11 protein-coding genes are annotated in these 12,652 nt (G+C 66.8%); all 11 read left to right on the forward strand.

Going from position 1 to position 12,652, the window contains the following annotated elements; translation table 11 throughout:
• Positions 1 to 108 precede the first annotated feature (108 nt).
• The 11 genes from ACCO44_RS10675 to hisD all read left to right on the forward strand — a co-directional run bounded on the left by ACCO44_RS10675 (position 109) and on the right by hisD (position 12,647).
• Positions 109 to 708 carry a DivIVA domain-containing protein gene (locus ACCO44_RS10675; protein WP_029261568.1) on the forward strand — a complete coding sequence of 200 codons (600 nt, stop codon included), beginning with the start codon at positions 109 to 111 and terminating at the stop codon, positions 706 to 708.
• Positions 709 to 716: 8 nt separating this feature from the next.
• A complete protein-coding gene (gene lspA / locus ACCO44_RS10680) occupies positions 717 to 1,412 on the forward strand; it encodes a signal peptidase II (protein ID WP_081859976.1) in 696 nt (231 codons plus the stop codon).
• Positions 1,413 to 1,414: 2 nt separating this feature from the next.
• Positions 1,415 to 2,335, forward strand: a complete 921-nt coding sequence (locus ACCO44_RS10685; RefSeq protein ID WP_372466541.1) for an RluA family pseudouridine synthase — start codon at positions 1,415 to 1,417, stop codon at positions 2,333 to 2,335.
• Between the two features lie 48 nt (positions 2,336 to 2,383).
• Positions 2,384 to 2,971: a GNAT family N-acetyltransferase gene (locus tag ACCO44_RS10690; RefSeq protein WP_372466542.1), complete on the forward strand. Its 588-nt coding sequence runs from the start codon at positions 2,384 to 2,386 to the stop codon at positions 2,969 to 2,971.
• A gap of 43 nt (positions 2,972 to 3,014) precedes the next feature.
• Positions 3,015 to 3,620 carry an RNA polymerase sigma factor gene (locus ACCO44_RS10695; protein ID WP_372466543.1) on the forward strand — a complete coding sequence of 202 codons (606 nt, stop codon included), beginning with the start codon at positions 3,015 to 3,017 and terminating at the stop codon, positions 3,618 to 3,620.
• A 22-nt stretch (positions 3,621 to 3,642) separates the two neighbouring features.
• Positions 3,643 to 4,671 (forward strand): hypothetical protein, encoded by a 1,029-nt coding sequence (locus ACCO44_RS10700; protein ID WP_372466545.1) that lies wholly within the window; start codon positions 3,643 to 3,645, stop codon positions 4,669 to 4,671.
• A 113-nt stretch (positions 4,672 to 4,784) separates the two neighbouring features.
• Entirely contained in the window at positions 4,785 to 5,390 is a 606-nt protein-coding gene (locus ACCO44_RS10705) for an RNA polymerase sigma factor (RefSeq protein WP_036303274.1), read from the forward strand.
• Complete coding sequence (locus ACCO44_RS10710) at positions 5,365 to 6,477, forward strand: hypothetical protein (RefSeq protein WP_029261575.1); 1,113 nt, start codon at positions 5,365 to 5,367, stop codon at positions 6,475 to 6,477. The genes ACCO44_RS10705 and ACCO44_RS10710 overlap by 26 nt, the downstream gene beginning before the upstream one ends.
• A 72-nt stretch (positions 6,478 to 6,549) precedes the next feature.
• Entirely contained in the window at positions 6,550 to 10,068 is a 3,519-nt protein-coding gene (gene dnaE, locus ACCO44_RS10715) for a DNA polymerase III subunit alpha (protein WP_029261576.1), read from the forward strand.
• 70 nt (positions 10,069 to 10,138) lie between these two features.
• Positions 10,139 to 11,341, forward strand: coding sequence for a hypothetical protein (locus ACCO44_RS10720; protein ID WP_372466546.1), 1,203 nt, complete (start codon positions 10,139 to 10,141; stop codon positions 11,339 to 11,341).
• Position 11,342: 1 nt separating this feature from the next.
• On the forward strand, positions 11,343 to 12,647 hold the full coding sequence (gene hisD, locus ACCO44_RS10725; RefSeq protein ID WP_262001145.1) for a histidinol dehydrogenase: 1,305 nt from the start codon (positions 11,343 to 11,345) through the stop codon (positions 12,645 to 12,647).
• Positions 12,648 to 12,652: the final 5 nt, after the last annotated feature.

The raw sequence follows: 12,652 nt of genomic DNA on the forward strand, positions 1-12,652 counted from the left end.
GCGCGGGGGCTATGCTGGCACCCAGGTGCGCGCCCCGGGTTCGCGCCACATCACGACCACGCCATACATCGATACTGGCATTCGAACTCATCGAAAGAGGAGCCACTCATGGCACTTACCCCGGATGACGTCGTCACCAAGCAGTTCCAGCACGTCCGATTCAAGGACGGCTTCGACCCGGACGAGGTGGACGACTTCCTCGACGAGATCGTCATCGAGTGGCGCAAGGCTCTCGAGGAGAACGTCGAGCTGAAGGCCAAGCTGGCCGCGTACGAGACCGGTGCTGCCCCCGAGGCCGCCGCGCCCGCCGCTGCACCCGTCGCGACCGAGGCCCCCGCGCCCGTCGCCGAGGTTGCTGCCGAGCCCGCACCGACCGGCTCCGCCACCGCGACTGCCGGCATCATCGAGCTCGCGCAGCGTCTGCACGACGAGCACGTGGCCGAGGGTGAGGCGAAGCGCAACGCGCTCATCGCCGAGGCCGAGACCGAGGTGGCGCGTATCCGCACCGAGGCCGAGGCGAAGCAGCGCGAAGAGTCGGCACGCCTGGAGCGCGAGCGCAACACGCTCGAAGCCCGCATCACCGAACTCCGCAACTTCGAGCGCGACTACCGCTCGCAGCTGCGCGGCTACATCGAGGGTCAGCTCCGCGAGCTCGACGAGAAGTCGGCATCCACGGACTCCACGCCCGTCTCCGCGATCGGTCTGTAAGGCGCCCCTTGTCAGGACGCTCGCCCCTTCGTCGGTCGGCGGCCGGTGCGATCGTTGCGATTCTCGCAGCGCTCGTGCTGGCCGCCGATCAGTTTGTGAAGTACCTCACGATCGAGAACCTGCCCCTGCATGAGCCGGTTCCGGTTCTCGGTGAGTTCCTTCAGCTGTACTACGTCCGCAATCCCGGCGCGGCATTCTCGCTCGGGTCCGAGGTGACGTGGATCTTCACGATCGCCCTCGCGGTGGTGGCCTCGATCATCATCTGGAAGGCGTTCGGGATCAAGTCCCGACTGTGGGCCGTCGTTCTCGGGTGCCTGCTCGGTGGTGTGCTGGGCAACCTCACGGACCGGCTGCTTCGTGAGCCCGGTTTCCCCGTGGGGCACGTCGTCGACATGATCTCGATGCCGTGGATGATGCCCGCGATCTTCAACGTGGCAGACGTCTTCATCGTGACCGGAATGATCTCGGTCGCCCTTCTCGTCGTGTTCGGGCTCCGATTCGACGGCACGCGCGAGCGCGACCATGCTGTCGTCGAGACCGAGGAAGAAGCCGAAGCGGCTGCTGTGGCCGCTATGGTCGCGACCGAGACGGATGCAGAATTCGTGGACGCGGATGATGCAGCGACGGATGCCGCAGGCACAGGACGCTCGAGCGACGACGATGCGTCATCGGAGGATGCGGCTCCCGCATCCGAAGGACGCTGACCGTGGAGTCGCGGTCTCTGCCGGTGCCCGACGGTCTGGACGGCACTCGCGTCGACGCAGCTCTGGCGAAGCTCATGGGCTTCTCCCGCACCTTCGCCGCCGACGTCGCCGCAGCAGGCGGTGTGCGGTTGGACGGCGTGACGCTCGACAAGTCCGACCGCCTCCGCGGCGGCGGCTGGCTCGATGTCGAGTGGCAGCCGAAGGAAGCACCGAAGATCATTCCGATCGCGGTGCCCGAGCTCGGCATCGTGTACGACGACGACGACATCGTCGTGGTCGACAAGCCCACCGGCGTCGCGGCGCATCCGTCGGTCGGTTGGGAGGGTCCGACGGTGGTCGGCGCTCTTGCCGCCGCGGGATTCCGCGTCGCCACGAGTGGTGCTCCCGAGCGCCAGGGAGTCGTGCATCGGCTCGATGTCGGCACCAGCGGCCTGATGGTCGTCGCGAAATCCGAACACGCCTACACGGTGCTGAAGCAGGCGTTCAAGGATCGAACGGTCGAGAAGATCTATCACGCCGTGGTGCAAGGGCACCCCGACCCGCTCGCAGGGACGATCGACGCGCCGATCGGGCGCCACCCGAACCACTCCTGGAAGTTCGCCGTCGTTCCCGACGGCAAGCCCTCGGTCACCCACTACGAGACGCTCGAGGCGTTCCCCGGTGCTTCGCTCCTCGAGATCCATCTCGAGACGGGGCGCACCCACCAGATCCGTGTGCACATGGCCGCCCACCGGCATCCGTGCGTCGGCGATCCACTGTACGGAGCCGACCCGACCATGTCGGCCCGCCTCGGGCTCACGCGACAGTGGCTTCATGCGCATCAGCTGGCGTTCGCGCACCCGGCGACGGGGGATTGGGTGCAGTTCGAGTCGCCGTACCCCGAGGACTTCCGGCACGCGCTGGACGTGCTCCGCGGCGAATAGCCCGCGCTTCATCGACGCGATGTCTGCGTCGTGCGCCACACTGATCGCATGGGCATCGAGGTTCGACCAGCAACGGAGTTCGACGATGTCGCGACGCTCGTCGGCCCGAAGAAGCCGACGTCCAACGTGTGCTTCTGCCTGAGGTATCGCATCGGCAGCAAGGAGAATGTGGCGCTGCGCGGGTCGCAGCGCGCTGATCGCGTGCGCGAGCTGTGCCATCAGGATCCGCCACCTGGGGTCATCGCCTACCTCGATGACGAGCCGGTCGGCTGGGCGGCGCTGCATCCGCGGCGCGACACGAGCTTCGCACGCAATCGGCTGATCCCGCACGTCGACGAACTCGATGTGTGGTCACTGTGGTGCTTCCGCGTAAGGCCAGGGCATCGGAAGCAAGGGATCACGCACGCGCTGATCGACGGTGCCGTGGCCTACGCGAGGGAGTGCGGCGCGCCGGCGATCGAGGGGTATCCCGTCGACAACGGCGGGGAGAAGGTCAACCTGACGATGGCGTACGTCGGCACGCGCGCGCTCTTCGAGAGCGCAGGCTTCGTGAAGGCAGCCGACACGGGCTCCGTCCTCGACGGGTTCCCGCGGGTGCTGATGCGGCTCGATCTGGGCACCTCACGAAAGGCGTAGAAGAAAGCGTGAACCGTTTTCGGGAATCGTCCCAATACTCAGTGTGAGCACGGACAGCGAGATCATCCAGCGGTCGCTCGAAGAGCCCGGAGTCTTCTCCGAGATCTTCGAGCGGAACGTCCGACCCGTCGGCGGCTACATCCGGCGACGGGTAGGCGCGGACGCCGTCGACGACGTCCTGAGTGAGACGTTCCTCGTCGCCTTCCGGCGGCGCGCGTCCTTCGACCTCGGGACGGAGTCGGCGCGGCCCTGGCTGCTCGGCATCGCGACCAGGGTGGTGAAGAGCCATCGGGCTGCGGAAGCGCGGCAGTGGCGGGCGTTCGAAGCCTCGGCATCAGCGGAGGAGGTCGCCGTGGAAACTCCGCAGGCCGCCTCCGAGTCGCGGATCGATGCCGATGCCGCTCTGCGGGCGCTGGCCACGCGGATCGCGGCCCTCGCGGCGAAGGATCGCGACACCTTGCTGCTGCATGCGTGGGGCGACCTCACGTATGAGCAGATCGCCGCTGCGCTGGGCGTGCCGGTCGGAACCGTTCGGTCCCGGCTGAATCGCGTTCGCCGAAAGCTCGCGCCGCCGGGCTCGCACGGAGCAGCCCGACTGACATGGATGGCGAAGGAGGAGAGCGATGCAGCTTATGGAACAAGTTCGTGAGATCGGGATCGATGAGTCCCGCGTGGATGAAGACACCGTTCTCGCTGCGCGACGGGCGCTGACGCGAGAGATGGCGCGGAGTGCGCGTCCGGAGCGAGCGCGGCCGTCGCGACGACGCACGTGGACCGGGATCGGTCTCGGTGGTCTCGTGGCCGGAGTAGCCGTGACCGCGATCGTGGCCGGTTCTGTCATCGCGCCACCGAACGCACCCGACGCGGCCGCAGCCGAAGTGCTGGAGCGTGCGTCAGCGGTGACGTTCGATGCGCAGGACACGACACTCGTCCCCGGGCAGTACCTGCGGATCGAGACCGTCGGTGAGTACCTCCATTTCTGGAAGGCCGAATGGGCCGATGATGATGACGAGAACACGTTCGCGTTCAACGCCTCGCGAGACGGCGGCGACGCCGCCGTGCTGGAGCGCGACACGCGCGTGCTCTACGTCCCGGCCGACCGGGCTGGTGACTGGTTCTACGACTGGGGCTCCTCCGAGGTCGTGGACTCCTTCGGACCCCGTGGCGCGGAGGCAGCACGGGAATGGTCGTCCTCGCCCGGCTCCGCGATTCGTGGACGCGGCACGATCGAGACGCTCCCGGCGGGCGAGTATCTCGCCGTGGGAGGCGACGAACCGCCGATGCCGTACCTGGCGGACCGGTACCGGCCGTATTACGACGATATGCCGAGGGATCCTCAGACGCTGCTCGACTGGCTCCGCGCGCAGTCGGGGATGACGGGGGAGGAGGGGGACCGCTGGCTCGTGGCGAGTCTCAGCGACCCGTCGGCGATCAACCTGATGCCTGCCGACCTGCGCTCGGCGTTCTTCCTCGCGATCGCGCTGATCCCCGGATTCGAGGTGGTGGCGGAGGATGATTCGACGGCGACGCTGCAGTACGTCGTTCCCGGCCACCGGACGACGAAGATCGCGATCGATACCGAGCAGGGCCTCGTCGACTCGATCTCGGAGAACTACGGAAGCGGAGGACCTGCGGGCGACACGGTCGACTCCACCACCACGGTGCGCACCTCCGTCGTGGACTCCGCGCCCCAGGGCTAGCGACCCGGCAGAGAGCCCCGACACCGACCTCCGGTTTCGGGGCTCCGCCGTAGACTCGGCGGGACGCCCAAGATAATTTCGAACCGTTTGCCGACTCAGGGGCAATACATAGTGTGAGCACAGATAGCGAGATCATTCAGCGGTCGCTCGGGCAACCCCGAGCCTTCGCTGAACTGTTCGATCGGCACGCGGGATCGGTGGGTCGATATGCCGCTCGCCGCCTCGGTCCCGATGCCGGTGAGGACATCCTCAGCGAGACATTCCTGGTCGCTTTCGCGCGACGGAGATCTTTCGATGCGGCGTGGGACTCCGCGCTGCCGTGGTTGTTCGGCATCGCCTCGCGGTTGATCAAGAAGCACCGAGTTCGGGAGGCGAAGCACCACCGATCGAGCGTGGAGTCCGCACACCGCGAGGAACACGTGTCGCACGGCGACCTCGAGGGGACGATCGCTCGCCTCGACGCCGAGATCTCCACCCGAGAGCTGGCGCCCCGCATCGCCGCGCTGTCAGCGAAGGAACGGGACACGCTGCTGCTCTACGCCTGGGGAGACCTGACGTATGAGGAGGTCGCCGTCGCCCTCGGCGTACCTGTGGGCACCGTCCGCTCGCGAATGAATCGAATACGAACTCGACTCGATCCGACCAGAGGGAGCCGCCGAGAACGAGTTGTGAGCGAGAAGGAAGGAGAGGTCGATGGACGTTTTCGAACGCGTGCGTGAGGTGAACACGAGCGCGAGCCTCACGGACGACCGTGTAGCCGCGGCTCGTGCACGCCTCCTGAGTGGGATCGACGAAAGCCGGGAGCGGAATCGCCGACGTCTCGCGCATCGAACCCTGTTGATCGCCGGCGCCGTGGCGACCACAGCCGCGGTGGCCACAGCCGTGGTGGTCTTCACGCAGGAGACAGCGCCGCCGCCTCGCGTCGAGGCGATTCCGACACCGACACCGACAGCGACGCCGCAGCCGCAGGCGTCGCCGAGTCCGCAGCCCTCCGCGACCTCGGGAACCGGGACGACCGAGCCTTTCCCCGGTACGACCCCGCAGGCGGGGCAGTACCTCCACATCGTCAGCGTCACCGAACGTCTGCACTACCGATCCTCGTCAGGGGAGGTGTTCCCGTGGGCCTGGACGACCCAGTCGTCGTCCCCACCCGTCTCCGCTCTGCTGGCGCGCGATCACGACGAGCAGTACGTTCCCGCGGATCGCTCGGGCGATTGGTATCAGGCGCACGGCCCCACGGCCGAGAAGGTGACGCTCTTCCCTGGGGCGCAAGGGCCCGATGAGGAGCAGAGGTGGAACACCCTCATGCCGATGGACGGCAAGGTCGGGGAGACGTGGAGCACGGGTGGGCTGGCGGGCGACGCTTTTCCCCCCGTGGGTTCGACGGAGTACTACGCGGACCTTCCGCGGGAACCGCACGCACTTCTCGATCATCTGCGGGCGGTCGTCGGCACATGGACGTCCGGCCAGGAGGAGACGGATGATGCACTCCTCGAGAACATGACGTCCACGTTGCTGTCGAACTTCGCGCCGGCCGATGTTCGCGAGGCGTACATGGGTGCATTGACTCTGAGTGGCCTCGCGCGGACCACACCGTCGGACGACGGGACCGTCAGCTTCGAGGTCCGCCGAGAACAGTACTCCCCGCGGACCGAGACGATGCTCGTCGACGAGACGACGGGATGGGTGACTGTCCATACTGTGCGTTACGACCGTGAGTCCGGTGCTTCGGGGGACATGGTGCCCGCAGACGTGCCCGACATCCGGACGACGTACACCGTTTCCCTCGTGAATTCGGGTCCGTAGCGGTCGCCGATCGCCGGCAACGAGCCCCGACACCGACCTGCGGTGTCGGGGCTCCGCCGTAGACTCGAAGGCATGGCATCCGACTCCTTCGTCCACCTTCATGTGCACAGCGAGTACTCCATGTTGGACGGTGCGGCGAAGATCAATGCGATGACCCAGGCGGCCGCCGATTACGGCATGCCGGCCATCGCGGTGACCGATCACGGCAACACCTTCGCGGCGTTCGAGTTCTACAACGCGGCGCGGAATGCGGGCATCAAGCCCATCATCGGGCTCGAGGCGTACATGACGCCGGGCACACACCGCAGCGACAAGACGCGCGTGCAGTGGGGCTCGCCCGACCAGAAGAGCGACGACGTCTCCGGCTCGGGCGCTTACACCCACATGACGATGTGGAGCCAGAGCACCCAGGGCATGCACAACCTCTTCCGGATCAGTTCACGGTCGAGCATGGAGGGCTACTACTTCAAGCCCCGCATGGACCGCGAGCTGCTCCAGACCTATGGCAAGGGCATCATCGCGACGACGGGGTGCCCGTCTGGCGAAGTGCAGACGCGGCTCCGGCTGGGGCAGTACGACGCGGCACGGGCGGCGGCGGCAGAGTTCCAGGACATCTTCGGCAAGGAGAACTACTTCGCCGAGATCATGGACCACGGTCTCTCCATCGAGCGTCGGGTGATGACCGATCTGCTCCGCCTCGCGAAAGACCTGAATATCCCGCTGGTCGCGACCAACGACTCGCACTACACGCATCAGCACGAGGCCGATGCGCACGAGGCTCTGCTGTGCGTGCAGTCGGGCTCCACCATGGACGACCCGAACCGCTTCAAGTTCGACGGCGACGGCTATTACATCAAGACCGCCGCGGAGATGCGGCAGCTGTTCCGCGATCACCCCGAGGCCTGCGACAACACTCTGTTGATCGCCGAGCGCTGCGAGGTCGAGTTCGACACCTCGGCGAACTACATGCCGCGGTTCCCGGTGCCGGACGGCGAGACCGAAGACAGCTGGCTCATCAAAGAGGTCGAGGCAGGCCTGCACTACCGGTACCCGGGTGGCATCCCCGACAAGGTGCGCAAGCAGGCCGAGTACGAGACCGGCATCATCCTGCAGATGGGCTTCCCCGGGTACTTCCTGGTCGTCGCCGACTTCATCAACTGGGCCAAGGACAACGGCATCCGCGTCGGTCCCGGACGCGGCTCCGGTGCCGGTTCCATGGTCGCGTACGCGATGAAGATCACCGACCTCGACCCCCTCGAGCACGGCCTGATCTTCGAGCGCTTCCTGAACCCCGACCGCGTCTCGATGCCCGACTTCGACGTCGACTTCGATGATCGCCGTCGTGGCGAGGTCATCGACTACGTCACGGAGAAGTACGGCTCGGAGCGCGTCGCCCAGATCGTCACCTACGGCACCATCAAGTCCAAGCAGGCGCTGAAGGATGCGGGCCGCGTGCTCGGCTTCCCGTTCAGCATGGGGGAGCGTCTGACCAAGGCGATGCCGCCGCCCGTCATGGGCAAGGACATGCCCCTCGACGGTATGTTCGACTCGGCGCACCCGCGGTACAAAGAGGCGAGCGAGTTCCGTGCGCTGATCGAGACCGACCCCGAGGCGAAGACGGTCTTCGACCGCGCGCTCGGTCTCGAAGGTCTGAAGCGTCAATGGGGCGTGCACGCCGCCGGCGTGATCATGTCGTCCGACCCGCTGCTCGACATCATCCCGATCATGAAGCGGGAGCAGGACGGTCAGATCGTCACGCAGTTCGACTATCCGTCGTGCGAGTCGCTCGGCCTGATCAAGATGGACTTCCTGGGGCTCCGTAACCTCACGATCATCTCCGACGCGCTCGACAACATCCGCACGAACCGTGGCGAGGAACTCGACCTCGAGCACCTCGGCCTCGATGATCCCGGGGTGTACGAACTGCTCGCGCGCGGCGACACCCTGGGTGTCTTCCAGCTCGACAGTCCGCCGCTGCGCTCGCTGATGCGCCTCATGAAGCCCGACAACTTCGGTGACATCTCGGCCCTCATCGCCCTCTACCGCCCTGGTCCCATGGGAGCGAACTCGCACACGAACTACGCGCTGCGCAAGAACGGTCTACAGGAGATCACGCCGATCCACCCTGAACTCGAGGAGCCTCTGGCGGAGATCCTGGAGGAGTCCTACGGCCTCATCATCTACCAGGAGCAGGTGATGGCGATCGCTCAGGCGGTGGCCGGATTCAGCCTCGGACAAGCAGACATCCTGCGCCGAGCGATGGGAAAGAAGAAGAAGTCCGAGCTCGACAAGCAGTACGAGGGCTTCGCGGGGGGCATGAAGCAGCGCGGATTCGGAGAGGCGGCGATCAAGGCCCTCTGGGACATCCTGCTTCCGTTCTCGGACTACGCGTTCAACAAAGCCCACTCCGCCGCGTACGGCCTCGTGTCGTACTGGACCGCCTACCTCAAGGCGCACTATCCCGCCGAGTACATGGCGGCACTGCTGACCAGCGTCGGTGACTCGAAAGACAAGATGGCGCTGTACCTCAACGAGTGCCGTCGCATGGGCATCAAGGTGCTCCCTCCCGACGTGTCCGACTCGATCAACTACTTCGCGGCCGTCGACGATGACATCCGCTTCGGTCTCGGCGCTGTGCGCAACGTCGGCAGCAATGTCGTCGACGGCATCGTGCGGGCTCGAAAGGACGAGCGGTTCACCTCGTTCCATCACTTCCTCGACAAAGTCCCTCTGCACGTCTCGAACAAGCGCACCGTCGAATCGCTGATCAAAGCCGGTGCCTTCGACTCGATGGGGGACTCGCGGCGGGCTCTCATGGAGGTACACGAGGACGCGGTCGAGGCAGCCGTCGACCGTAAGCGCAATGAGGCCCAGGGAGCGATCGGTTTCGATTTCGACAGCCTCTACGACGGCATGGAAGAGGCGGCTCCCGCCAAGGTGCCCGCCCGCCCGGAGTGGATCAAGAAGGACAAGCTCGCCTTCGAGCGGGAGATGCTCGGCCTCTACGTCTCCGATCACCCGCTCGCGGGCCTCGAGGTCCCGCTGGCCAAGCACGCGTCGATCTCGATCCACGACCTCAACAACTCCGAGGACCTTCAGGACGGCGATCAGGTGACGGTCGCCGGACTCGTGACCAGCGTGCAGCACCGCGTCGCCAAGGCCAGCGGAAACCCCTACGGCATGATCACGGTCGAGGACTTCAACGGCGAGGTGACCGTGATGTTCATGGGGAAGACCTACACCGAGTTCCAGCACACGCTGCAGCAGGATGCGATCCTCGCTGTCCGCGGACGAGTCTCCCGACGTGACGACGGGCTCAACCTGCACGCCCAATCGGCGTTCGCGCCGGACATCGGCTCGTTCGATGCGGCGGGTCCGCTGTCGCTCGTCCTCGCCGAGCAGCGCGCGACGGAGCGGGTGATGACCGAGCTCGCCGAGGTGCTTCGCCGCCACAACGGCGATACCGAAGTGCTGCTCCGCGTGCATCGTGGGGGGACCGCGAAGGTCTTCGAAGTGCCGATGCCGGTCAAGGTCTCCGCAGACCTCTTCGGTGACCTCAAGTCACTGCTCGGACCCACCTGTCTGGGGTGAGCGGGTAGGATCGTGAGCCGTCGGCAGCACGACGAACACCCCCGTCGAGCACTGTGACGAAAGGACCACCATGAGTACGGACACCTCCGAACCCGACCTTCCCGAGTCGGACCCCGAGGACTCGATCTTCAGCGACGACGACGGCGTGCTCTACGACGACGAGGTGACTCCGGAATTCGGCATTCTCGGATTCACGCTGCGTGAACTTCTGATCGTGGGCGTATGGGTGGTGGCCTTCGTGCTGTCCTTCTTCCCGCTGACCGGCGGCCTCTCGCTCTGGGGGATCGGTATCCAGTGGATCCTCCCCATCGCGCTTCCCACCGTGGCCGTCTTCCTGCTGGTGCTGCGCCGCTTCTCGCCGGATGGCATCCGCCGAGTGGGCTCGCTGGGCATCGACCAGTTCGCCTCCGTGGCGTTCTCCGTCGCGGCCGTCGTCTGGGTCGGGAATCTGTGGCTCTCGATCTCCGGGCTGATCGCCACCGGCTACTGGGGGCTCCCGTGGAACGGCGTGGGGATGGTCATCACGTCTCTCGCGCTGGTCGTGCTCACAGTCTTCGCCCCGATCATTCCGGGTCTCAAGGAGGACTTCCACGGCCGCCTCGTCACGCTCGCGCATCGAAATGCGAATCCGGTGCGCCCGGTCATCGCGCGCCCCGAGCCCGCTCCCGTCGCGGAGTCGACCGTTTCCCCCAGCAGCACCGAGCCCGAGGTCACCGTCGATGCGTCAGGGCTGCCCCCGGTGACCGGCCTCGACATCGAGACGACCGGGCGACAGGCGACTGACGAGATCGCCCGACTCGACCTCGCGGAGCAGGTACCTCTCACGGCGCATGCCTCCGCCGGTGGCGTCGGGACCGACCAGGACGCCTCCGACGAGGACTATGTGCCCGCCTACTCCCGTCGATCCCGTGGACAGGAGCCCGAGATCGTCTCGGACACCGGAAGCATCGAGTCGCTGCTCGAGACCGCAGCGACCTACGAGACCGGCGATGTCCTGGCCGAAGCGGAGCCCCGCATCGTCGAGGGCTTCGCCGACGCCGACGCTGATCTCGACGCGACGAATCCTCGCGAGGCGGCTCCCGCCGCGCAGCCGTTCTGGATCCTCGCCGCCTCCGAACGGGATGTGCATGACGAGCGAGGAGAACCGCTGTTCCGCATCGGGCCGAGTGCCTGGGCCCTCGTGATCGAGGACCGTGGAGGTGCGTACGTCGTCCGACATGACGACGGACGGATCGGCTACCTCCACGACATCTCCGACATCTCGAAGGGCTGAAATGCGCACGATCGATCTGCGGGGGCGCGAGCTCTCGCCCGCTGACATGCTCGCGGCCGTGCCGCGCGCCACGCAGGCTCGGGCGGAGGCGCTCGACACCGCCGCCCGGATCGTCGAGGACGTGCGCGTTCGCGGTGAGGCCGCTCTCCGTGAGCAGGCGGAGCAGTTCGACCGGGTGACGGGCCACGAGGTGCGGGTTCCCGCCGCGCACATCGCCGACGCCCTCGCATCCATCGAGCCCCCCGTCCGCGCTGCGCTCGAAGAGGCGATCGTGCGCGTGCGCCGTGGGTCCGAGGCCCAGGTGCCGGCGCCTCAGACCACCGAGATCGGCCCTGGGGCGCGCATTCTGCAGCGGTGGCAGCCCGTGCACCGCGTGGGCGTCTACATTCCCGGCGGCAAGGCGGTCTACCCGTCGAGCGTGATCATGAACGTGGTTCCCGCGCAGGTGGCGGGCGTCGAGCAGATCGCTCTGGCGTCCCCGCCGCAGGCCGATCAGGGCGGTCGGATCCATCCGACGATCCTTGCGGCCGCCGCCCTGTTGGGCGTCACCGAGGTCTACGCCATGGGGGGAGCCGGCGCGATCGGCGCCTTCGCGCATGGCGTTCCGTCGCTCGGCCTCGACCCCGTCGACGTGGTCTCCGGCCCGGGGAACAACTATGTCGCGTCTGCGAAGCGGGCCGTCGCCGGCGTCGTCGGGACGGATTCCGAGGCCGGAGCGACCGAGATTCTCGTCGTGGCCGATGCCGATGCCGATGCGAGACTCATCGCTGCGGATCTGGTCAGCCAGGCGGAGCATGATGAACAGGCTTCCGCCGTCCTGGTGACGGATGCTGCCGGGCTCGCGGATCAGGTCGCCGTCGAGGTCGAGCGGATGGCGGCGGTCACACGCCACAGCGAGCGTGTCGGGGCGGCTCTGAGCGGTCCGCAATCCGCGATCGTCCTCGTCGACGACCGTGCCATGGCGACGGCTTTCAGCAACGCCTACGCTCCGGAGCACCTCGAGCTGCACCTCGCCGACGCCGCAGATGCGGCGGCGGCGTTCACCAGCGCGGGTGCCGTCTTCGTCGGCGACCAGACTCCCGTCAGCCTCGGTGACTACATGGCGGGAAGCAACCACGTGCTCCCGACCGGTGGTCAGGCGCGGTATGCGCCCGGTCTCGGGTCCTACACGTTCCTGCGCCCGCAGCAGGTCATCTCGTATGATCGCGCGGCGTTGTCAGTCGTTCGCGCCGGTGTCGTGGCCCTCGCCGAAACCGAGGTGCTCCCGGCACACGGCGAGGCGATCGAGGCGCGTTTCACGGCGTAGGATCG

Origin of the sequence: Microbacterium maritypicum, assembly GCF_041529975.1 — a bacterium.
Lineage (GTDB): Bacteria > Actinomycetota > Actinomycetes > Actinomycetales > Microbacteriaceae > Microbacterium.

Coding starts and splice junctions, on each gene's coding strand:
- ACCO44_RS10675 (WP_029261568.1), top strand. CDS start 109: ATGGCACTTACCCCGGATGACGTCGTCACCAAGCAGTTCCAGCACGTC.
- ACCO44_RS10690 (WP_372466542.1), top strand. CDS start 2,384: ATGGGCATCGAGGTTCGACCAGCAACGGAGTTCGACGATGTCGCGACG.
- ACCO44_RS10710 (WP_029261575.1), top strand. CDS start 5,365: ATGGACGTTTTCGAACGCGTGCGTGAGGTGAACACGAGCGCGAGCCTC.
- dnaE (WP_029261576.1), top strand. CDS start 6,550: ATGGCATCCGACTCCTTCGTCCACCTTCATGTGCACAGCGAGTACTCC.
- ACCO44_RS10720 (WP_372466546.1), top strand. CDS start 10,139: ATGAGTACGGACACCTCCGAACCCGACCTTCCCGAGTCGGACCCCGAG.
- hisD (WP_262001145.1), top strand. CDS start 11,343: ATGCGCACGATCGATCTGCGGGGGCGCGAGCTCTCGCCCGCTGACATG.